We start from the raw sequence: 22,260 nt of genomic DNA on the forward strand, positions 1-22,260 counted from the left end.
CAAAATTAAATCCGAAATATCGTCACACAGCAAACGCACTTCGAACTTCGTATGGTGTACTTTTCTCCACAGCTTGTAGAATGCCAAAACAACTAAGTGAATAATAGTGAAATATCTTAATGAATGAGAGCTTTCCAATGACGTTAACAAAAATCGTTATTTGCATCACATTTTGGGTTGGTTATTTGACCAACAGTGAAGCAGATGTCCACCGGGTCAGCTCAGAATCAGAATTGTACAAAGCACTGGTTACAGCAAATCACAATCAAGTTCGGGACAGTATTGAAGTTACTGCAGGCGTTTATGAGTTAGATAAACGACTTCAGTTCACAGAAGCAAATACAAAGCTCGTCAGTGCATCCGGCATCGCAAATGATGTCATTTTGAGAGGGAAAGGCATGCGACCTTCCGCCACTACTGAAGTACTGCTAGATATTGCTGCAAAAAACATCAGCGTAAGTGGCATAACACTTGAAGCAGCCTCCCATCACTTGATCCAAGTAAGAGCGGAAGCTGACGCAGATAATTTTACTTTAACAAACTGCGTGCTAAGAGATGCCTACCAGCAACTGTTTAAGGTGTCAGCGACTAAAGAAAGTGATAGTCCACATGCAGACTTTGGTCATATCTCTCATTGCCTTTTTGAATATTCTGCAGGCATCGGACCACAATATTACATTGGTGGAATAGATGCTCACAGAATTAGAAACTGGACCATTGCTAACAATACTTTCAAGGCCATAGCCAGTCCCGCTGAGAGGGTTGCTCAACATGCTATTCATATTTGGAACAATAGCAGTAACAACTTAGTAATTAGTAATACGATTATTGATTCTGACCGAGGCATTGGGTTTGGAATGGGCAATTCCAGTAATCAGAATACAGGCGGAAAAATTATTAATAATTTGATTGTTCATACTGCAAAACACCACCGGTTCGCCGATGTTGGCATAATATTGGAGAGCAGCCCACATACTGAAATCACTAATAACACCATACTCATGAATGGTCGTTATCCCAACGCCATTGAATACCGGTTTACCAGTACGCACGATGTTGTGATCAGCGGTAACCAAGTTAATCGCAGAATCACGTCGCGCGATGGAGGCTCAGCAAGGCTAGTTAACAATAAAAAGTTGAAATAACAATGAAATGGGTTTGTTACTAAACAACGTCTGACATAGACTATCCAAAAATAGCAATATATTGGATTTAATGATTATTGTAGTTGCACAGCGAGTGCCTTATCCACCAAACAAAGGTGAAAAATTGCGAACCTATCACCAGATTAAACATCTGGTTGAGCAGGGTCATGCGGTACGTGTATACAGTTTGCGCCATGAAAGAGAAGATGATGAATTAGCTTTTGAGCTGGCCAAGAACCTTAATATCAAAGTGACCCTCTTTGGCATGCAAAACCGCTTGTTCCGGTATATTACTGCTTTTTTAAAAGGGGCGCCTATTAGTGTGGGCGCATTTCATTCTTCTCAATTACATAAACAATTGCAGACAGACGCAGAGCAAGGAGAACCTCTTACCATACTACTAACAGCGTCAAGCCTTGCTCCTTATGTATTGGAGAGCGCAGCTTCTAAAAAAGAACACGTGACTCTGTTGATGGATTTCATGGATGTTGATTCAGATAAGTGGGCGCAGTATGCCAATAACACTAAGGGGCCAATGAAATGGGTATACCAGCGTGAGTCCCGCGGGATCCGCAAGCTAGAAGCGGCTGTAAATCGCAGTTTTGATCGATGTTTTCTTATAGCTGAAACAGAAATAGCGCTTTTTAGCAAGCAGGTGTGCAATACCGTCCCAGTAACCAAGTTAAATAATGGTATGGATTTTGATGCTTTTCACCCTGGTAAAAATGATGCTAAACCACCATTTCCCGTATTCTTATTTACAGGCGTAATGGACTATAAACCCAATGTGGATGCAGTAGTTTGGTTTTACGAAAAGTGCTGGAAAGAAATCAAGCAACGCCTTCCAGAAGCAAAGTTTGTTATCGCAGGCATGAATCCAACATCAAGTGTCACAGCTCTGGACAAAGATCCTGACATCGACGTTACTGGGTTTGTGAAGGATATATTGCCCTATTACCATATGGCTTCGGTTTTTGTTGCCCCTTTTAGGTTAGCTAGAGGCGTTCAAAATAAAGTACTTCAAGCCACCTCGTGTGCCTTGCCGGTTGTTACCACTGAAATGGGCGCTGAAGGCATTAGCTTTGCCAATAGCGAAACCATGTTCATTGCCAATGAAGCACAACACTTTGCAAATGCATGCATAGAGGCAGCGACAAATAGCAACAATGCTGAACAAAAAGCACAACGAGCCTATCAGGCCTTGAGAGCGTCTTATAGCTGGGAAAACCAACTAAAACCGCTGGTCGAGGCTGTCGCATTGTGAGACATGTCATCAAACAAGCTGTGTTCTTAATGTTTGCCATTTTGATATTCCCAATCACTCTGTTGTTTTTTGGTATCAGCTTGTTCTTTGCAAAAGATGAAGTACTGAGTAGCTTTAGCCAGGGATTGTCACTGATCCCTGGAAAAGTTGGGTGCTTTTTAAGAGCAGGTTTCTACCGTTTTACACTGACGCATTGCCATCCTAATGCGAGGATTTCTTTTTTGGTTTTGTTATCTCAGCATGATACTGAACTTCACGAAGGCTGTTATGTTGGCCCACAATGCAATATCGGGCGCTGCTCTATTGGTAAAAATACCTTACTGGGTAGCGGTGTGCATATTATGAGCGGGAAAAAACAACATAACTTCAGTGACAGCAGTAAACCTATCAAGGAACAAGGCGGTGTATTTGAGAAAGTATCAATAGGGGAGAATTGTTGGTTGGGCAATGGGTCATTAATAATGGCCAATATTGGAGATAACAGCATTGTTGCCGCCGGCTCGGTCGTAATAGAAGATGTTCCCCCAATGTCTATTGTGGCTGGCAACCCAGCTAAAGTTGTTAAAACAAGACTGGACTAAATCACCGTTCTAACATTTCTATAAACTTGCTCAAGTGCGTTTCCCAAGAAAAATGTGTTTTTGCATATTCACGATAACATTCAGCAGATTTTTTTGGTGAAATTAGAATTGGCACGATATGTTGGGCCATACTTTTCGGATTATCACACGCTATCACATGCCCCGTTTCACCTAACAACATAGTTTCCTTAGTACCGCCAGAGTCACCTGCTATGACTGGTTTTCCACAAGCCTGAGCCTCTACCAGGACCATTCCAAACCCCTCAATGTCATTGCCGATAGTTCTATTAGGCAAAACAAAGTAATCACACTGCTGATAACATCTAATCAGTGTTTGGTCATCAAGGCCGGATAAAAACTGTACGTGAGCTTGCATACCATTTTCATCAACCAAAGCTTCAAGCTCTGCCTTACATTCGCCACTACCCACAACCACATACAAACAATTAGGAATAGCCGCTACAATCTCTGGCATCGCTTTTATAAGGTGATCCTGCCCTTTACGCTTTTGTAAACGTCCAACGGTCAATAACACAAACTTGCCCTTCCACCCCATTTGCTCTTTAAAAGCCATGTCTTCTTCAGCTATGGTGAAGCGGTCAAAGTCTGCGCCGGGGTGAATTACGGTGCACTTTTCAGAATGCGCAAAACCAAAGTTTTGTGTGAGTTGCTTGCTGTTTTCACTATTACAAATCAGGTTTAGTGCCTTCTTACATACTTGTGTAACGAGTAATGCCTGCTCCCGACTAGTCGCGGCAGTCTCTACATCCTCACCGTGCACAAAACAGCGATAAGGTTTCCCACCAAAGAAACTGGACAACCAAGCAATGACCCCCTCATGTATTACCCTGCCACAGTGAACTTCATCGATGTTGTGCACTTTAACCAAGGCATTCAGGGCGCGCACATTACGCCAGTAAAACCTAAGACCTGTCATACTCTTAATCCCCCACTCTGGACTGTACAAGGGCATTCGAATAACAGTTGCCTGAAGCGATTCATCGACCAGTTCTGCACTTGGCTCATTGTGAGTAACTATTACAATATTCTCAGCGGGTAACCGTGAGTACAATTCCCAAAACCAACGACCGCTACCGCCTTCAATTGGCGGGAAATTTTGAGTTAATAACAGGATTTTTTTCATCATTATTAATTACGGTTAGTCTGCAGTAGGTCAACGATAGAGACCAGTTCTTTGCTGGCATTGTCGACAGCGTCGTCGCTTGCTGAAGATACAGGGACAGATACAATAACCATGAGGCCCGCTGCCCCTTCTCCTCTGAGAACATTGGCTGTTTGATATAGCTTTGTCTTGGTGGGCTGGGTGAACACTGCTGAATTCACCTTATACCAAGATGCTACCAAACGCAGGTTACCTAATGGGTCACTTATAAGACGAACTGGCATACCCATAACAGTGGCGGTATCAATACGAAATTGCTTACTGAGGGACCAGCTTTTTTCGTTATAGAGTCTGTGTAATCCGCTAACCAATTCACTCTTTTGGCCGTCAAACCAAGCCTGATAAATAATGTTATTGCGAGTCGGTGTTGCCTCACTGGTAAACACGGCAATATCGCTTGGATTGGCAAGATCAGGGACAAACTCCGTTAGCTCACCAGGCTCAGTTTGATTAAAGGGTAAAGGTACATCAATAAAGCTCGCTGGCGTCAACGCTTTGCTTTTTTGGGCTTCTTCCATCCACCCCTTCCACACTACTCCCGCTACAAATATGGCGATAATCGTTGATATCAGCGGAATAGAGACTGCAATATTAACCTGATTTTTAGCCGTGAGCTTGACTTCCCATACGGCATTTTTGTCTCTTACCCACTCACCAATTGCTAACAAACTAAATAAAACAATGGCAAAAAAGAACCAGCCGTAAATCAAATGATCAGCGCCAACAGCATGCTCCATATCGGTCAAATAACCAGTAAGAATGATGCCATATACCCGAATCGCATTAGCAATGATGGGATACACAACCGACAACACCATAAAGCCTATTCGTTTTTTGGTGCTGACAAAATTTAAATAAGAATAAACACTCCCCACAACAATACTGGCAATAAAGAAACTAATGCCAGAGCAGGCTTCAGCGACCAAAAATCTACCCTGAGGAATTTCTATGTAGAGTCCTGAGCGGAATAATGGTACGCCTGTTAGCTTTAACATATAAACGGAGATATCCGCGGTCACTTCCTGTAGCCATGGGATAAGCTGTTCGCCAACCGGAATGGTAAAAACAATAAAAACCAGAGGAAACAAAATCGCATAAGCGGCTTGAACACCAATTATGGATAAGATCAGAAAGGGTAAAAGGCCGAAAGCTGCTGCATGCATAAATAGCTGGATATCACCTGCGAAGCCGACCACATAAAGCAACACCCCGCCAATAATAAATGGCAATGCAAGCCAAGAGGAGCGGATCTCTTTGCTAAGCCAAAGCCCTCGCTTAATATAAATAAAGTAGACAACTGCTGGTATGATTAAAAAACCGTGATTAAATATTTCGTTGCCATACCAAATTTCCACTGCACTAGCGATACCCCCAAACGTGAAAAATAGCCAGGTCAGGAGTAGCAGTGAAAAACAAATCAGCAGTTTCTGGGGTGAAGCCTCTCTTTCCATAATACGCTCACATTATTATTTTTAAGTCTTGATGCCATAAGCATCTTTCATCGTTCCCCATTGATAGTCTTTGAGTAACCGAATCAGCTTACCTTCCATCTTCTTCAAATTAATGTAATGACGCACATTGGAACGAAAGCTTGCGCCTTGAACTTTAGGCTGATCGGGGTCAATTTCCCAAGGATGAAAATAGAAGCTATACGGCTCGCTTTCTGTTCTCATAAAGGTGTCGATTCTTCGTTTGGATAGCCAGTAGGGGTAAAGGCGGAAATAGCCTCCCCCGCCTATTCCTATATTTTTACTCTGCTTGACTATGGTTGGAATAGGTATCTCTATAATGCCTTCTGGGCGGGTATATTTAAAACGAGGCCAATCCGGCACGCCGTATAAATCGTGTTCGATAGGATAAGTACTGGAAGAGTAGGTAAATCCGGCATCAACTAAAATGTCGTATGCCCATTCGTTACTGCCATTGATAGAAAAGCTGGGCGCACGATAGCCTACAATTTGCACGCCACCTATATCTTCTAATATGGCCTTACTGGTGAAAATGTCTTCTTTCACCTGCTGCTTATTCATTGTGTTAATACGTTGATGCGCCAGACCATGACTGGCGAGTTCATGGCCCTCGTCAACTATACGCCTAATGACGTCTGGGCACTTTTGTGCCACCCATGCTAACGTAAAAAAGGTAGACTTAACCTCATGCTCAGCAAAGAGATCTAACAGCTTATGCGTATTTCTATCTACTCTTAATTCGGAGGCATCCCAATCTTTTTGAGATAAGACATTGTCGAACGCCGATACCTGGAAGTAGTCCTCAACGTCTACCGTCATCGCATTAAGTCGCGAATCCAACAACTTTGGCATAGTAGTTTTACCGCCCTTTACCAAACAATACGACTTCAACCGTACGAATCAGTATCAGCATGTCTAGTAAAAGACTCTGATGCTTGACGTAATACAAGTCAAATTTTAATTTTTCCATCGAGTCTTCAATACTTGCGCCATAAGGATAATTAAGCTGTGCCCAACCGGCCAGCCCAGGCTTCACATTGTGGCGCTGATTGTAATAAGGGATTTCTCTAACTAGTTGTTCAACAAACTGCGGGCGTTCAGGTCGAGGGCCTATAAATGACATCTCGCCCTTAAATACATTCCAAAGCTGCGGCAATTCGTCTATTCGATACTTCCGAATGAACTGTCCGATTCGGGTAACGCGGTTATCGTTAACACTGGCCCACTTGGCGCCATCTTTTTCAGCATCTGGGCGCATACTTCTAAATTTTACAATTTTGAATAGTTTGCCGTTAAGCCCCACTCGCTCTTGCTTATAAAACACCGACGTTTTGGTGCGGTGACCGTCATCCAGATAAATGATCAGGGCTGTCAGTAGCATAAATGGCCAAGCAAAAAACAATACTAGCGTGGCCAAAAAGGCATTAATCGAATAATCAAGAGCGTCTCTGAGGTAGTTTTGTGTCTGAAAACCATTGGAATAGATTACCCAGCTCGGGTACATCAGGTTTACAACAATCTGCCCGGTTTCCCGTTCCATAAAATCAAGCAGATCAGTCACTTCCACCCCGCGTAAACGGCAATCAAATAAGACATCAATCGGCAGAGTGCCACGACGTTGATCACAAGCGATAATGACTTCTTCAATATCATTTTCGGCAACAAATTGCTGAAGGTTTTGCTCTATATTAAGGTGAATGAGTTTTTCGTTTCTAATGCCTTCTTCCCGATTGTCACCCGGCACAGGGATAAACCCGAGTAAATCAAATCCGATACGATCCACATCACGACGCATTCTTCGCTCAATGATAGATGCTCTTTCGCCCGCACCTAAAACCACAATGCTCACTCGACCAAGACCTAACAGACCAAGTCTATTGGTAAAGTAACGGAACAAAACCAGCACTATAATGACCATACACAAACTGGCTGGTAGGAAGTAGCCCTCAATTTTCATGTTACTAAATAGGGCTTCCAGCACTATTTCAACAACAAAGTAACTCAGGCCAACACTCACAAATATCCGCCTGATAATACCGCGAAACGTTTCCCTTAACTTTGTTTCATATAAGCCTACAGACAGTGAACATAAAAGGATTACGATGGTCATCACACCGATATTCACTGCCAACGCTTCCAGTTCAACGGGCAGAGTATGACCCAATTGCAACATAATAAAGTGGGCGATGTAGCACACGTAAGCAATGAGTATTGCCTCCGTTACCACAAGCACATTTGAACGTTTATTTTGGTTCTTTTTGTTTGACGCCACTTTTATCCTTTTGCCTCTTCAAAAAAGTTAAAACTTATAAAGTCATGATTTGTAATAGACTACCTCAGTCGATGGCATTATAGTGGATAAAGTTTATGGGTAAATTAAATTATTTTGAACCTTAAGCCAACAATGAGTGCAGGATGATCTCGAATGAAAAGTTTTAGTACACTTATACGAAGCGCGTTTTTGGTGTCAGTTATCGGCCTAACAGCATGCTCTACTGTTACACTACCTGAGGCGACTACCCGCCCTTCTTTAACTACCGACGTTGAAAACTATCAGTATTTGATCGGTCCTGGTGACACACTGTCGATATTTGTTTGGCGAAATCCAGAGATTTCGGGCAACTTTATCGTCAGACCAGACGGCAAGGTGACTACTTCATTGGTAGAGGATATTGAAGTAACAGGCAGAACACCGACTATGCTTGCCCGAGAGATTGAGACCGTATTGTCTGAATACATCAACAACCCCCGTGTTACGGTAAGTGTGAATGGCTTCAGCGGCCCTTTGAGTGAACAAGTCAGGGTTATAGGGGAAGCATTAAACCCTAGTGCAGTGAATTACACGGAACATATGACATTATTAGATCTTATGATCTCTGTGGGTGGATTAACTGAATTTGCGAATGGCAACAAAGCTAAGCTCGTTAGGGTGATTAATGGTCAAAAGAAAACATTCGACCTTTCTATAGATGACCTCATTCGCGAAGGGGATATTACTAAAAATGTAGATATGCTTCCTGGCGATATCGTTATCATTCCAGAAGCCTGGTTCTAGAACCGGCACGCAGTAGACGGAATTAATAAACCAATGCAGGATTTACAGCAAACCATTAATATGGTGCTCGACTATATCAGGGGCATCTGGATAAAAAAGCGCTACGTTATGATCTGCTCCTGGCTAATTTGTCCAGTGGGTTTCTTTTACGTAGCCAATTTACCTGATACCTATGACTCAAAAGCCGTTGTTTTTGTTGATACAAGGTCAGTGCTTCAGCCTCTCTTGCAGGGCCTGACGATTCAGGATAACCCGCAAGCTGAAATACAAATGATGGCGAGAACGCTGCTTAGTCGAGATAATGTGGAAAAAATCGCGCGGGACGCAGATTTAGACATAACCACGACGACTGAGGCAGCATTCGAAGATTTAGTCACTGGTTTGCAAGACAGTATTCGTTTAAGAGGAACAGGCAGAAGCAATATCTACACAATAAGCTATCGCCATCAGCAGCCGATTGTATCCCAAAGAGTCGTTCAAGAGACACTTAACCTTTTTGTTGAAGGCGCTCTGGGTAACAACCGCAGGGGGACTGATACTGCCGACCGGTTTATAAACGAACAAATCGCAGAATACGAAAACCAGCTCAGGGAGGCAGAGCTGCGCCGTTCTGACTTCAAACGTCAATATAGCGACATTCTCCCCAGAGAAGGCACCTTCTATAGCAGTTTGAGTGCTCTTAAGCAACAACTTGAACAAACCCAGTTGGAAATAAAGCAAACCCAACAAACTATTCAGTCAATCAATGCGCAATTGACCCGAGCTAGTTCAAGCGATGGATTAGGGGTGACCAATGAAGATTCATTTGTTTTAAAAACGAGATATGACGAACGAATTTTAGCACTTGAAGAGCGTATTGATGGTCTTAAATTACGCTTTACAGAAAGACATCCCGATGTTGTTGAAGCGCAAAACTTACTTGATAGCCTGAATACCGCCAGACAGAAAGAAATAGATGCCTTTTTATCTAGTGCGTCTGAAGACGGCACCAGTGCACCGCTTAACGAACTGAACAGGCAGCTTAAACTAGAAATAAGTCTTCTTGAAGGTCAGGTTGCCTCACTGAGAGTCAAGGAAGGAAGCTTGATCAATAAAATCAATGATCTTGAAGCCAAGATTGATCTTATCCCTCAAATTGAAGCTGAAGAAACTGACTTAAATAGAGATTACGATGTTATAAAAGGAAAATACGAGCAACTTCTCTCAAGAAGAGCCTCTGCCGACCTGTCCAGAAGAGCTGATTCTTCGTCAGATGAACTGCAGTTTAGAATCATTGAACCGCCCCTTATTCCAAATAAACCGTCTGGCCCTAAGCGCCTAATTATGTATACCTCCGTGTTGTTGCTAGGTTTTGGCGCTGGTATTGCATTGGCGTTTTTAATTAGTCAATTAAAACCAATCTTGGTAAGGGGATCACAGCTATCGAGCATTACAGATTACCCAATATGGGGTGTTGTTACTCACTTAGACAAGGCAAATATTAAGAAAAAAGCTAAGTTAAGAATACTGGCTTTTATTGTTTCTTCCGGTGGCGTTGTCTCCATTTACGCTGTACTTGTCGCAGCTGAGCTAATGAATATCAACTTATTGCAGAGGTTTGTCTTGTGAGTAATACAATAGAAAAAGCGCTGCAGCGACAAAGAGAGGCTGAGGCTGCAAAAAAGCAACAGCAAAGCGAAAAGCAGGAAGATACACCTGCAGTCAGCGCAAACGCGACAGTAGCAGACTCAGAAAGCAAACCAGAGCCAGCTATTGCGAGTGAGAATAGTGAACCATCAGAGAAGTCAGAGAAGAAAGCGAAATCATACATCATTGACTTAGAGCGATTGGAAGAAAATGGGCATGTATCCCTGTTGAGCAAACGCAGCCAAGTCAATGAAGAGTATCGCGAAATCAAGCGAAAGCTACTGCAAAATGGTTTTGGCCAACTATCTCAAACCCTGACGAACAGCAACATTATCATGGTGACAAGTGGCCGACCTTCTGAAGGAAAAACCTTTACGGCCGTTAACCTTGCGCTAAGCATTGCAATAGAGCAAGACAAAACCGTGTTATTGGTAGACGCAGACGTTTTGAAGCCTAACGTGTGCAATACTTTGGGTATAGATAAGCGAAAAGGCCTAATGGATTATTTATTGGGTGAAGTTGGTGATCTTTCTGAGGTGATGTATCACACCAATATCGATAAATTGAAAATCATTCCCTCTGGTAAATCTCACCATTTATCGACGGAGCTCCTCGCCAGTAAAAAGATGCATGACACTGTCGATGAGTTTGCCAATCGTTACTCCGACAGGGTAGTCATCATAGATACACCGCCGTTAATCGGTATAAACGAATCCGCTATTCTTGCAAACTTTGCCGGGCAGGCCGTGGTAGTTACAGAAGAGGGTAAGTCAAGACTCAATGATATTAAGTTTGCAGTCGGAAGGTTGAATCCAGATATGGCAATTGGCTTTGTGGTAAATAAGTCAGTCAACACTGATACGGATGGAACCGGGTACTATGGTTATTACTATGCTGAACAGGAAGATTAGGATGTCCATGAAAGGTCGTCATCTATTGCCTTTAGCCGTGATGTCCTTGTCTCCAATGGCATTGGCGGATTTTTCATTTACTGCCGATGTCGAATCATCTGGTGTTTTCCAGGATGTAAAGAGGACCGAGCAAGAAAACCAGGAATTGGCTTCAATAATTGTCGAGCCCGGTGTCAGTGCTCTGTACAGGTCGCGAAAGTTTAATGCGAGTGTGCAGAGTCGATACACGTTTCTTGAACGAGAAATTAACGAAGACAACCGGTCCGATGATTACACTGAATATACTTATAATTTGGCATGGACACCATTAGACAGGTTTCTTATTTTATCCGCTAACGGTGGCTTGTCTTATAATAACGTTAACATAAATAGCAACATTGCCAGTGACTTTCTGCTTAACGAGGACGAGTTATCCAAAACCCGCTCCAACCGTTTTGCTGCAACTGTCAACTTAGAAGAATTCAGTTTTTTGGATGCCACAAGCACTATAAGTTACTCATCTGTAACAGCAGATCGCAATGAAGAGTTCCTTGCACAAGGGGTAGACAACAAGTCTCTTTCTGCCAATGGAACTGCGCAAAGTAAGAACAACGCAACTGATTTCATTTGGCAGGTTAACGGTGACTATTCAAAAACTGATAGGTCTGCGTCAAATAGCCGTGATTTTGAATCAAGACAGGGTTCTGGCTTTGCTAGTTATATGGTTGCGCCAAGTTGGGGAATTACAGCAGTTGGTCAACATGAGGCCTACCAAATAGGCAGAGAATTAGATCTATTTAATACCATTCGTGAATTCAACTCCATTGGTATTGGCGTATCCTACCGCCAAAGTGCGACCAGAGTCATCACGATTACGGCCAATAAGAGCGATACCGACTTTGAATCCAACGATAATGATACTTTTGTCGGGTTGGATGCAGAATGGGCGTTCTCCCCAAGGACTAAAATCAGTGCTAGCTTTGGAACGCGTTTTTATGGCGACAGTGCCAATGTTAACTTTACCTTTAACTCTAAAAGGATCCGCTGGATAGCTTCATATTCAGAGTCTGTGACTACTTTTAGTCGTCTAGTTTCTGAACCCCAGAGCTTGGGGGTGTTTGTTTGTAGTGCTGGGAGTACGTTGATCTCAGACTGTTTTCAACCCAGTAGCTTAAGCTATGAATTGGAAGCCGGAGAAGTGTTTGCACAATTCACAGACCCAAACTTCCAGATAGAAGACCAAGTTATCTTACGCAAGGCATTAACAAGCACTATAGGGTTTACCGGAAAAAGGCTATCGTCACAGATTTCGTTAAGCGTCTCAAATGACGAATATGTTGAGATAGTGAGAGAGCGAGATACTGTTAGTGCCTCGACTAGTGTTGGTTATAAATTAGGCCGAAATGGCAAGTTGTCAGCGTCTGTACGTTATATACAAACCGAGCAAACCCGTGATTTGGATGTTAATGGCGAGTCAGAGACATGGCGCACTTCAATCAATTACCGACATGCTTTAGGAAGAAATTTGTCAACAAATATAGAGTTGAGCTACCTCGATAGAGATAACACGGATAACACCACTTTTGGTGGTCGAGATCTGGAAGAAAAAAGGATTAATCTTTCTTTAAAATATAAACTCAAATAAAAAGGGGCTTGCGCCCCTTTTTTGTTTAATCTTTATCATCCGATTTTAACCGCACATAAGTTCGGTATTTCTTTTTCAGTAATTTATCAATGTATTGAGTGAGTCTTATTTTATGACCAATGGCATCATCTAACGCATCAACCAGTTCACTTAATATAGCCTTATAATATTGCGCATCTTTGATTTCATTGCCATTCGGCGTCAGATCTGACTCGTCACCTGACACCTTGTTATCGCCAGCCGCCGACGCTGGCCCATGCTCCCCCGATTGCACTGAATTGGGCTCAAACATTTCACTTTTTACTTCTTCGATAACGGTCGCTACAGCCCTTTCGTCAAGGAATTCCAACTCTTCCAAGAAACCAAATAGAAGAATACGATCCATCAGTGTATTTATTTTCCGAGGAACACCGCGCGTAAAGTCGTAGATTTGATCGTAAGCACCTTCAGAGAAGAGCGTTTTGCCTTCCCAGCCGGCATGATGCAGCCTGTATTCTATGTAAGACTTCACCTCTTCTAGGGTTAGCGGAGCAAGATGACATGAAGCAACAATTCGCTGTCTGAACTGCTCCATATTGGGTGCTCGTAGAATCGGCTGCAGCTCTTCTTGCCCTAACAAGAAGCTTTGCAACAAAGGCTTACCATCTTGTTGAAAGTTAGACAGCATTCTGAGCTCTTCGATGGTTTCCAACGGTAAGTTTTGTGCCTCATCCACTAGCAACAGTGCCCGTTTTCCTTGTTTGGCGAGCTGAAACAGAAATACTTCCAGCTTTTTCAAAATATCCGCTTTGGTATTTGTTTCTACTTCAAGCTCAAATTTTGACGCCACCATCTTCACCAATTCATCTGGCGTCAGCTTGGGCGTAACGATTTGTGCAGCGACAATATCGTTTTCTATTTCGTTGAGTAGACTATTGGCAATAGTCGTTTTTCCCGTGCCTATTCCACCCGTTATGACAATGAAGCCCTCTGCTTGAGAAAGCCCATATTGTAGATAAGACATAGCACGTTTGTGCCAGCGGCTGGCGTAAAAAAATGCGGGGTCAGGCGTAAGCTGAAACGGCTTAGAGTCCAACCCATAATAACTTTCATACATGAAAAATGACTGCCTTGTGATGATTAGCAAGGGTTTGCAAATACGTTGTTTAGCTTACCCTAATGCTTATGATAATGGCTACTGCTTATGTTGCTCAACCAACTGATTTATAATACCGGTAGTAGAAACACCATCTTCAAAATTCAATACTTTCACTGTCCCACCAGCTAGGGTCACCGCTTTACCGCCGGCAATATCTTCGATTTTATAATCTCCGCCTTTAACCAGAATGTCTGGAAGTACTTCGCCTATTAACCTCGCCGGTGTATCTTCGGCAAAGGGTACAACCCAATCTACAGGTTTGAGACCCGCCAATACCGCCATCCTCCGCTCAACATTATTGACAGGACGCCCTGGCCCTTTGAGTGCTTTAACAGACTCATCGGTATTAACCGCTACAATCAACCTGTCTCCCAGCTTTGCGGCTTCCATCAGGTAAGACACATGACCAGCATGCAAAATATCAAAACATCCGTTGGTCATAACTATGGTTTCACCGCGAGACTTAGCGGCTTGGACCATTTGTATAAGTTGTGCTTCGCTGGTTACTCCACCATCTAGATGCGCAGCTTCCTGTTGCGCAAACACAGCGAGTTCAGTAGCGCTTACAGTGGATGTGCCCACTTTACCTACCACAAGGCTAGCTGCGTAGTTAGCCAATATGCAAGCGTTGCGAATATCGAGTGCAGCCCCCAAGCAACAAGCCAGAGTTGATACTACTGTGTCTCCAGCCCCGGTTACATCGTAGACCTCTCGTGCTTTTGCTGGTAGATGAAAAGGTGAATGTTCACCCTCAAATAATGACATACCTCTTTCTGAACGCGTTAACAACAAACCTCTTAACTGAAGCTGTTGTTGAATCGTATTTGCCTTTTCAGTTAATTCAACTTCGGTTTGCGTCTCTCCTACTACTGCGATAAGTTCAGCCACATTCGGGGTAATGTAACTGGCGCCTTTATAGCGCGCAAAATCTACGCCTTTGGGATCAACAATCACAGGGATATCCCGTGCGTTTGCAGCTTGGATTAAAGGTTCAATATGACTGAGTGTTCCTTTGTTATAATCCGACATTACCACAACATTGTGTTGTTCAAGCAAGTCATTAAATCGGGCAATGAGTGGCGTTTTATCGACCTCTGTGAACGAGCGTTCGAAATCCATTCGCAACAATTGTTGGTGCCGGCTTAGCACCCTGAGCTTAGTAATCGTGGCATAATCAGGCGTTTCTATTAAGGCAGACGCAATGTCGTAGGACTGTAACTTCTCAGACATAATATGCGCATTTTCGTCTTTACCACACAGCCCTAATATGGTGACTTTTGCCCCCAATGACGCGGCATTAACTGCGACATTGGCTGCGCCACCTGGTCTATCTTCGGCTTGTTGGACATTCACTACTGGAACCGGCGCTTCGGGTGATATGCGACCGGTAGCGCCATGCCAATATCTGTCAAGCATAACGTCGCCTACGACTAAAACCTTGGCTTTAGAAAAATCGGGGATTATCATTACTTTGCCTTTAACACTTTTTAATGAGTATACCAGCCATTACTACCCAACAACCACAGTGTTTACCTTGGTTTATCTACATAATAGAAACTAGACATGGTGAACTCTATACAGGTATTACAACAGACGTAAACCGACGTATGGCTCAACATAGAGGCGAACGCAAAGGCGGGGCAAAATACCTGAGAAACAAAGGCCCATTTACAACACGTCAACTCTGGCAAACAGTCAACCGAAGCAGCGCCACACAGGCCGAGCTGTGGATAAAAAGCCAGTCCAAAAAGAATAAATTAGCCTTGCTTGACGAACCAGCCAGTATGCCGTTTGAGGATGTCTTCGTCTGTGAAAGACTCAGCGACTCAGTACTATTGCGAGAATAACCCTACCGCTATGAGTGCAAACCCAATGTTCAAGACAAAGCCGACACAGGCAATACCAATGTTTTGTTGCTGGTCGATCTCCTGATTGATGTTCACCCCCAACAGCAAGGCGTGCTTGCTAATACTCACCAACACCAGCAGCGAGAGTGAAAGAATGACAGACACTATTAACCAGCCAGTCACATTGCTCACATAGGCCTCTGGCGAATAAGCCAGAATATGTACCGTGCTAGTAACGATAATGGCTGTACCTAACAGGTTTCCAATATGGTCAATAGCTATCGCAAGGTGTCCTCGTTTTAATGCGCCCTGAAATGAATCATTTTGATTGTTTCTTGCAAACCGCCACTCGTAGATGCGCGTGAGCAGTACAAAAATAGTTAAAACCACGATAAAGCCACTCACTATCGCGATAATGGCATTTGCGTTACTACCTTCAACCCACAGGATCATGCTTCGTAAAATGATAGCACTGGCAATGGCGCTGCTGGCATCGACTAAAGCAACACCCACATTGCGTTGCGACAATTGCTCCGGCGTATCTATACGCTGCAAAACGAGCTTGTCGTGCACAAAGCGTCCAAACCGCACCAAGATGATACCCACTAGCCCAAATAAGAGCAGGCCCTGCCCTGCCTGCAAATAGCCCGCATCAAGATGACGTCCAACCACACCCGACAGAACAATACACAGAGCCAGTAACCCTCCTGCCATACCTATGCCATAGGCAAAATTATCGCGTTCACTTAATTCTACTTTAACGTCAACCGACGCCATTCTACTTTGGATAACACGAAGCACGAGGAGTAAAAAAAGCGTCAGCGAGATATCAATAGCAATATACACCCACAAATCTTTTGGTAAGTTAGTTAGCTTTACGAGTACATCCACCCTTTACATCCTCATTCAATCGGCTTGCTGCATTTTAATTGCAGTCCACCATGTCTCCATTTGTTCGAGAGACATGTCTTTCAATTCCAGCTTTTCTTCAATTGCCATAGACTCAAGCTGACGAAATCTGTTTTGAAATTTTTGATTCGCTTTTCTCAATGCGGTGTCTGCATCAACATCACAATGGCGGGCTAGGTTAACCAAAGCGAAAAAGGCATCCCCTATTTCTTCTTCAAGACGTTGTTTATTGAAAGGCTGTGCGTTCAACTCAACCGCCACTTCGTCTACTTCCTCTCTCACTTTATCCAAAACGGGAGCAGGGTTATCCCAATCAAACCCCACTTTGGCACAGGCTCGCTGCGTTTTATAAGCAAGTTTCAGGGAAGGTAACCCAGTTGGCAGGGTGTCAAACACACTCTCGCGTTCTCTCGACGTGTTTTCAAGTGCTTTTATACTGTCCCATTGGGCTGTTAGCTCAGTATCAGACAAGGTGTCTCTACCCCCTTGACCAAAAACGTGCGGGTGACGCCTTTCCAATTTATCAGAAATAGCACCCGCGATATCATCAAAATCAAACGCCCCTTCTTCCTTTGCCAGCTGTGCATAAAACACTACCTGAAAAAGTAAATCTCCACATTCATCCTTAATCGCTGTTCTGTCGCCGCTTAATATTGCATCCGCAACTTCGTATGCCTCTTCAATCGTATGAGGCACTATGCTTTCAAAGGTCTGCTTTTGATCCCAGGGACAACCTTGCTCAGGGTCTCGCAGTGTTTCCACTATTGCCAGTAATCGTGCGAGATTATCCTTCTCTTTTGACATCCAGGACACCTTGTATTTGTCTTAGCTTTCCAACCAACTTGGTTAATTCAGCGGCATTTTTCACTTCAAGCGAGAGATTGATCTGAGCCGTCATATTGTGTTTTAAGCTCTGACTATTTACCCCGAGTAACCCAACACCTTCGTTGGCCACCACGGTTGTAATATCTCGCAACATGCCATCTCTATCATTACAGAACAAAATGATTGTGGTTTCAAAACTAACCGCCAATGAGTGTGCCCAGTTCACTTCAATGGCACGTTCAGGGGCATTATCCAGCAAATTTGCTAATTGGGGGCATTGTTCTTTGTGAACACTCACCCCTTTACCCTGTGTTATGTAGCCCAATATTGCTTCACCAGGCACGGGCTGGCAACAGTTAGCCAATTGACTCATCAGGTGCCCTACCCCTTCTACCACTACGCTGTCGTGCTTACCCTTGGGTTTATGCTGACGTTTTTTCAGAACAAAATCGTCGTCTTTTTCTTGTGGTGGCGCGTGAAGTTGTTGCAGATAATTAACCACTGTCATCACGCGGATATCACCTGCTCCTATACAGGCAAACAAGTCATCCACATTCTTCACGTTGTACTTTTCGCAGGCCTCTCCCGCCACTTTTAGCGGAAGGTCGACTTTTGTTAGTTCACGCTCAAGCATCTCCTTACCAGCTTGTAAATTTTTGTCTTTATCTTGCTTTTTGAAGTAAGAGTGGATGGTTGCGCGCGCACGTGACGAATGCACATAACCCAGCCCAGGATGCATCCAGTCACGGCTGGGGTTGAGCGCTTTCCCGGTAAGGACTTCTACCTGATCGCCATTTTGCAACTGATAGGTGAAAGGCACAATTCGCCCATTGATTTTAGCACCAATACACCTGTGACCTACATTGGAATGTACGTAGTAAGCAAAGTCTAACGGCGTAGACCCAAGTGGCAAATCGATGATGTCACCCTTAGGTGTGAAAACGTAAACGCGATCATCAAATACCTGACTGCGTAATTCTTCCACTAAGTTGCCGGATTCTGCAACTTCTTCTTGCCACAACAAAATGCGCCTTAGCCAATTAATGCGTTCATCGAAGCCAGAGACTTTGCCTGTACGGTCTTCTTTATATTTCCAGTGTGCAGCCACCCCTAATTCGGCATCCTGATGCATTTGCTGCGTCCGGATTTGAATTTCCACAGATTTGCCTTGTGGGCCAATAATCACCGTATGGATAGACTGATAACCATTCGGTTTTGGGGTAGCGATATAATCGTCAAACTCTTTAGGGATATGCCGATACGTTGCATGCACTGCGCCCAGTGCTGCATAACAATCCTGAAGCCTATCTGCAATAATCCTTAGCGCGCGAATATCAAAAAGTTGGTCGAAGGTAAGGCCCTTTTTTTGCATTTTTTTGTAAATGCTGAATATGTGTTTAGGTCGGCCGTATACATGTGCTTTTACGCCTTGTTTGTCCACCAGGCTCTGGATGTCATTAACGATATTGTCGATGTAATCAGCTCGTTCCCTACGTTTTCCATCAAGCTGCTTGGCGATTTGTTTATAGGTGGTTGGATGCAAATACCGAAACGCGAGGTCTTCTAATTCCCACTTCAGTTGCCCGATACCTAGTCTGTTTGCTAGGGGAGCATAAATAGTGGCACATTCGCGAGCTACTAGAACGCGGGTTTCCTCGTCCGCTTTTTTTACTTGCTGCAACGCGCAGATCCGTTCTGCCATTTTGATCACAACGGCGCGCGCATCTTCAACCATAGACAATAGCATGCGCCTGATACTGTCAACGTTATGTTCGTCAAGCCGTTGTTCCGGGGAGGAGCGTCCGTATAGCGCCCTAATGGCATCCATACGTCTTACCCCCACTATCAGGTGTTTGACTTCTGTACCAAACTCATCCTCAATATCTTCCTCGCTTAATGCGTGTTTTTCACAGTAAGGAAACACTAGGGCGGCTTGCAGCGTGACATCATCCATATTGAGTTCATGCAGAATCTCAACCATCTCCTGTCCAACTAACAGGATTTCTGGGTTGTCCATGACATTACGTAACTTGTCACGGGTTCTCTCGGACAACGAAAGACTAGACAGCCAATCATCAAAAGCAGGGCGCGTTGCTTGGTGAACTTTACGTGTTGAAACCATGCAGTGTATCAGTCCTCAATCGCGTTCAAAGAGTGCAATCATTTCAGTATGTGCGGTATACGGAAACATATCCATCAGGGCAATCTTTGCGAGTCTGAAATGACCGCTTAGCAATATTTTTGCATCTCTTGCCCAAGTCTGAGGGTTGCAAGAAACATACAATATTCGCTTTGCATGCGCATCTTTTAATGTAAGGCATGCCTGCTCAGCCCCATCGCGCGAGGGGTCAAGCATAATAAGATCTGGAGCAAACTCGTTGAGCGAGTTCGCAATTGCCTGCATAGACAGGTCAGCACATTGCCAATTAATATTTTTTATGCCCTGTTGTAGCGCATTTTGTTTCGCCTTTTGCACCATGTCGTCACTGCCTTCAAAGGCGATAACAGATAGACAGCGCTCTGCAAGTGCATAAGTAAAATTACCCAGCCCAGCAAACAACTCCAAAACGGTATCGTTTTTCTTAGGCTGCAACCAGGTTATTGCGCGTTCAACCATCAACGCATTCACCTTTTCATTAACCTGTATGAAATCATTTGCACCGGGTTTGAGTACAGTAGAAGTGTGCGATACCTGCTCAACTGAAATAAACAAAGCATCGTCACTAAACGCGGTCAAGTGTGCTATGCACGCTTGCTTTACATGCAAAAAAATATCGACTCGCTGATGCGCTTGCCATTGGGTAAATTGGTCCTGCCAAAATGCCATAACCTGCGCAGAAGGCGCCTTAGTAAAGTTTATAGTTATCCCAACACCATTGGCGTATTCGATTACTGTCACGTGACCTATGGGTTGTGGCGCACTGCGAGTTAACCGTGAATGGAGCGTTTTCAGTACGTTTTGCAATGGCACCGTCAGTACAATACAGTTAGAGACCGATACGATATTCGTGGAATGTTTCGCTTTGAAACCAAATCGAATATTGTTTTTGTCTCTTCCATCATAAGCGAGTCTGGCCTTTCGTCTGTATTGCAATGTTGGGCCAACGATAGCGTCTTCCCAGGGTAATTGTTCTAATGCAAAGGCCCGTTTAAATTGTGCATCGAGATCCTGTTGTTTCCATTCCAACATGGTTGATGGCGTGCAGTGTTGTGTAGTACAACCGCCGCAGCTTGAAAACCATTCACAAGGCGCAGTTTGCCTTGCGGGGTGCGGGCTTTCTATTGAATTATCATCTGCAACACCCCGCCAGTAACGTTTTTGCTTACTGAGCTGTTTAACATACAGGGTTTCTCCCGCCAAACCACCTTGAATAAATAGTGGCGGCTTTCTGTTAGCAGATAGCCCTTCTCCCTGACTGGTTACCTTATTCACGGTCACCTTAAGCTTGTCGCGCTCAATCGTGCGTATCGCTTTCTTTTTTTTCGCAGAATAAAATTGAACCACAGCTCACACTCTTGAGAGTATTACAGTAGCGACAGCATAGTGCTGCTCATCGGCGATGCTAATGGCGAATTGAGACGCATGCATTGCCTCAGCCTGTCGAAGGGCACCTTCAGTTAACTGTAACTCTGGGGCACCCAATGCATTGTTTGAAATCTCGATATGCTGCCAACTCACGCCGTTTCCAATACCTGTCCCCAGCGCTTTAACCGTCGCTTCTTTAGCAGCAAAGCGTTTTGCAAGAAACCTGACGGGTTGCGATGAAGCTGAATATGTAACCAGTTCGCTCTCTGTTAAGATTCGTTGGGCGAGCTTATTCAACCGCTTAGGATCATCGCCTAAACGCGCAATCTCAATAATATCAGTACCCAGACCGACTACTGACATTGACAGCCCTGACGCGCTTCTATCATGAGTTTCCGCATATCTGCGACGGCTTTTTCCAGACCATCGAATGCTGCTCTGGCGATAATCGCGTGCCCAATGTTGAGCTCTTCTATTTCCTTGATAGCAGCAATAGGCTGGACGTTGTGATAATGGAGACCATGGCCAGCGTTGACATGTAACCCCTGATTATGCGCGTATTCAATGCCTTGACGTAATTTTTCAAGTTCAGCACTTTGTTGTTCTGGACAAACAGCCTCGGCATATTGCCCCGTATGAATTTCAATATAAGGCGCTCCGCATGTCACAGCAGCATCAATTTGTTGCTGATCAGCATCGATAAACAAAGATACAAGAATTCCTGCATCAGCTAATTGTTGACAGGCGGCTTTGATAGCATCCAAGTTACCGACTACATCCAGACCACCTTCTGTAGTGAGTTCTTCTCGCTTTTCGGGGACAAGGCAGCAGAATGTCGGTTTCGTTTTTAGCGCTATGGCTATCATTTCTTCTGTTACCGCCATTTCCAAATTCATTCTGGTGTCCAATGTCTGTGCCAGAAGCGCTACATCTCTATCTTTGATGTGACGTCTGTCTTCACGCAAGTGCACAGTAATGCCGTCTGCACCAGCACGCTCAGCGATAGCGGCGGCATGCACGGGATCAGGGTACTGGGTCCCTCGCGCATTCCTTAAGGTGGCAATGTGATCAATATTTACACCTAAATAAATGGGGTTTAGCATGCTAACGCGAATTCCTATGATTCAGTAATAAAGCTCGATTGTAGCATGACTGCA

General features: G+C 44.0%; 20 protein-coding genes. 8 read left to right on the forward strand and 12 right to left on the reverse strand.

The genetic code is table 11. From position 1 onward, the window contains the following. Positions 1–137 precede the first annotated feature (137 nt). The 3 genes from DRW07_RS13000 (at position 138) to DRW07_RS13010 (ending at position 2,990) form a co-directional block, all read left to right on the forward strand. A complete protein-coding gene (locus DRW07_RS13000; protein WP_165870495.1) occupies positions 138–1,145 on the forward strand; it encodes a right-handed parallel beta-helix repeat-containing protein in 1,008 nt (335 codons plus the stop codon). Between the two features lie 70 nt (positions 1,146–1,215). Beyond that, positions 1,216–2,409, forward strand: a complete 1,194-nt coding sequence (locus DRW07_RS13005; RefSeq protein ID WP_124028364.1) for a TIGR03087 family PEP-CTERM/XrtA system glycosyltransferase — start codon at positions 1,216–1,218, stop codon at positions 2,407–2,409. Next, the gene (locus DRW07_RS13010; RefSeq protein ID WP_124028365.1) at positions 2,406–2,990 is read left to right on the forward strand and encodes an acyltransferase; all 585 of its coding nucleotides are present in this window, start codon (positions 2,406–2,408) and stop codon (positions 2,988–2,990) included. The genes DRW07_RS13005 and DRW07_RS13010 overlap by 4 nt, the downstream gene beginning before the upstream one ends. Before the next feature lies 1 nt (position 2,991). Here the strand turns inward: DRW07_RS13010 and DRW07_RS13015 are convergent, their stop codons facing one another. From DRW07_RS13015 to DRW07_RS13030, 4 genes are read right to left on the reverse strand one after another with little or no spacing between them, the layout of a single operon-like run. Further along, on the reverse strand, positions 2,992–4,137 hold the full coding sequence (locus tag DRW07_RS13015; protein WP_240630629.1) for a glycosyltransferase family 4 protein: 1,146 nt from the start codon (positions 4,135–4,137) through the stop codon (positions 2,992–2,994). Between the two features lie 2 nt (positions 4,138–4,139). Continuing rightward, entirely contained in the window at positions 4,140–5,624 is a 1,485-nt protein-coding gene (gene xrtA / locus DRW07_RS13020; RefSeq protein ID WP_124028366.1) for an exosortase A, read from the reverse strand. A gap of 21 nt (positions 5,625–5,645) precedes the next feature. Then, positions 5,646–6,494 carry an XrtA system polysaccharide deacetylase gene (locus DRW07_RS13025; RefSeq protein ID WP_124028367.1) on the reverse strand — a complete coding sequence of 283 codons (849 nt, stop codon included), beginning with the start codon at positions 6,492–6,494 and terminating at the stop codon, positions 5,646–5,648. Between the two features lie 7 nt (positions 6,495–6,501). After that, positions 6,502–7,914: a TIGR03013 family XrtA/PEP-CTERM system glycosyltransferase gene (locus DRW07_RS13030; protein ID WP_124028368.1), complete on the reverse strand. Its 1,413-nt coding sequence runs from the start codon at positions 7,912–7,914 to the stop codon at positions 6,502–6,504. A gap of 153 nt (positions 7,915–8,067) precedes the next feature. Here DRW07_RS13030 and DRW07_RS13035 point away from each other — a divergent pair, with 153 nt between their 5' ends. The 4 genes from DRW07_RS13035 to DRW07_RS13050 are packed head-to-tail and all read left to right on the forward strand — an operon-like array spanning position 8,068 to position 12,858. Further along, positions 8,068–8,697, forward strand: coding sequence for an XrtA/PEP-CTERM system exopolysaccharide export protein (locus DRW07_RS13035; RefSeq protein WP_124028369.1), 630 nt, complete (start codon positions 8,068–8,070; stop codon positions 8,695–8,697). A gap of 33 nt (positions 8,698–8,730) precedes the next feature. Continuing rightward, positions 8,731–10,305, forward strand: a complete 1,575-nt coding sequence (locus DRW07_RS13040; RefSeq protein ID WP_124028370.1) for an XrtA system polysaccharide chain length determinant — start codon at positions 8,731–8,733, stop codon at positions 10,303–10,305. Then, a complete protein-coding gene (locus tag DRW07_RS13045) occupies positions 10,302–11,234 on the forward strand; it encodes an XrtA-associated tyrosine autokinase (RefSeq protein WP_124028371.1) in 933 nt (310 codons plus the stop codon). Before DRW07_RS13040 ends, DRW07_RS13045 begins: the two co-directional genes overlap by 4 nt. Before the next feature lie 7 nt (positions 11,235–11,241). Continuing rightward, entirely contained in the window at positions 11,242–12,858 is a 1,617-nt protein-coding gene (locus DRW07_RS13050; protein ID WP_165870496.1) for a TIGR03016 family PEP-CTERM system-associated outer membrane protein, read from the forward strand. A 25-nt stretch (positions 12,859–12,883) separates the two neighbouring features. On the opposite strand, the gene DRW07_RS13055 is transcribed toward DRW07_RS13050, so the two are convergent. Together DRW07_RS13055 and hldE are read right to left on the reverse strand one after the other, a co-directional pair. Next, on the reverse strand, positions 12,884–13,954 hold the full coding sequence (locus DRW07_RS13055; protein WP_124028373.1) for an XrtA/PEP-CTERM system-associated ATPase: 1,071 nt from the start codon (positions 13,952–13,954) through the stop codon (positions 12,884–12,886). 78 nt (positions 13,955–14,032) lie between these two features. Further along, complete coding sequence (hldE, locus tag DRW07_RS13060; protein WP_124028374.1) at positions 14,033–15,463, reverse strand: bifunctional D-glycero-beta-D-manno-heptose-7-phosphate kinase/D-glycero-beta-D-manno-heptose 1-phosphate adenylyltransferase HldE; 1,431 nt, start codon at positions 15,461–15,463, stop codon at positions 14,033–14,035. Between the two features lie 23 nt (positions 15,464–15,486). Between hldE and DRW07_RS13065 the strand changes: the two genes are divergently transcribed. Then, positions 15,487–15,843: a GIY-YIG nuclease family protein gene (locus DRW07_RS13065; protein ID WP_124028375.1), complete on the forward strand. Its 357-nt coding sequence runs from the start codon at positions 15,487–15,489 to the stop codon at positions 15,841–15,843. Here the strand turns inward: DRW07_RS13065 and DRW07_RS13070 are convergent. The 6 genes from DRW07_RS13070 to pdxJ are packed head-to-tail and all read right to left on the reverse strand — an operon-like array spanning position 15,829 to position 22,206. After that, positions 15,829–16,734 (reverse strand): DUF350 domain-containing protein, encoded by a 906-nt coding sequence (locus DRW07_RS13070; protein ID WP_124028376.1) that lies wholly within the window; start codon positions 16,732–16,734, stop codon positions 15,829–15,831. The genes DRW07_RS13065 and DRW07_RS13070 overlap by 15 nt on opposite strands. A gap of 15 nt (positions 16,735–16,749) precedes the next feature. After that, on the reverse strand, positions 16,750–17,556 hold the full coding sequence (gene mazG / locus DRW07_RS13075) for a nucleoside triphosphate pyrophosphohydrolase (protein ID WP_124028377.1): 807 nt from the start codon (positions 17,554–17,556) through the stop codon (positions 16,750–16,752). Further along, on the reverse strand, positions 17,537–19,699 hold the full coding sequence (gene relA / locus DRW07_RS13080) for a GTP diphosphokinase (RefSeq protein ID WP_124028378.1): 2,163 nt from the start codon (positions 19,697–19,699) through the stop codon (positions 17,537–17,539). Before relA ends, mazG begins: the two co-directional genes overlap by 20 nt. Positions 19,700–19,714: 15 nt before the next feature. Continuing rightward, positions 19,715–21,082, reverse strand: coding sequence for a 23S rRNA (uracil(1939)-C(5))-methyltransferase RlmD (gene rlmD / locus DRW07_RS13085; RefSeq protein ID WP_124028379.1), 1,368 nt, complete (start codon positions 21,080–21,082; stop codon positions 19,715–19,717). Positions 21,083–21,085: 3 nt separating this feature from the next. Further along, the gene (gene acpS / locus DRW07_RS13090) at positions 21,086–21,466 is read right to left on the reverse strand and encodes a holo-ACP synthase (RefSeq protein WP_124028380.1); all 381 of its coding nucleotides are present in this window, start codon (positions 21,464–21,466) and stop codon (positions 21,086–21,088) included. Next, a complete protein-coding gene (gene pdxJ / locus DRW07_RS13095) occupies positions 21,457–22,206 on the reverse strand; it encodes a pyridoxine 5'-phosphate synthase (protein WP_124028381.1) in 750 nt (249 codons plus the stop codon). The genes acpS and pdxJ overlap by 10 nt, the downstream gene beginning before the upstream one ends. Positions 22,207–22,260: the final 54 nt, after the last annotated feature.

Source organism: Paralteromonas sediminis (genome assembly GCF_003820355.1).
Taxonomy (GTDB): Bacteria; Pseudomonadota; Gammaproteobacteria; order Enterobacterales; family Alteromonadaceae; genus Alteromonas_F; species Alteromonas_F sediminis.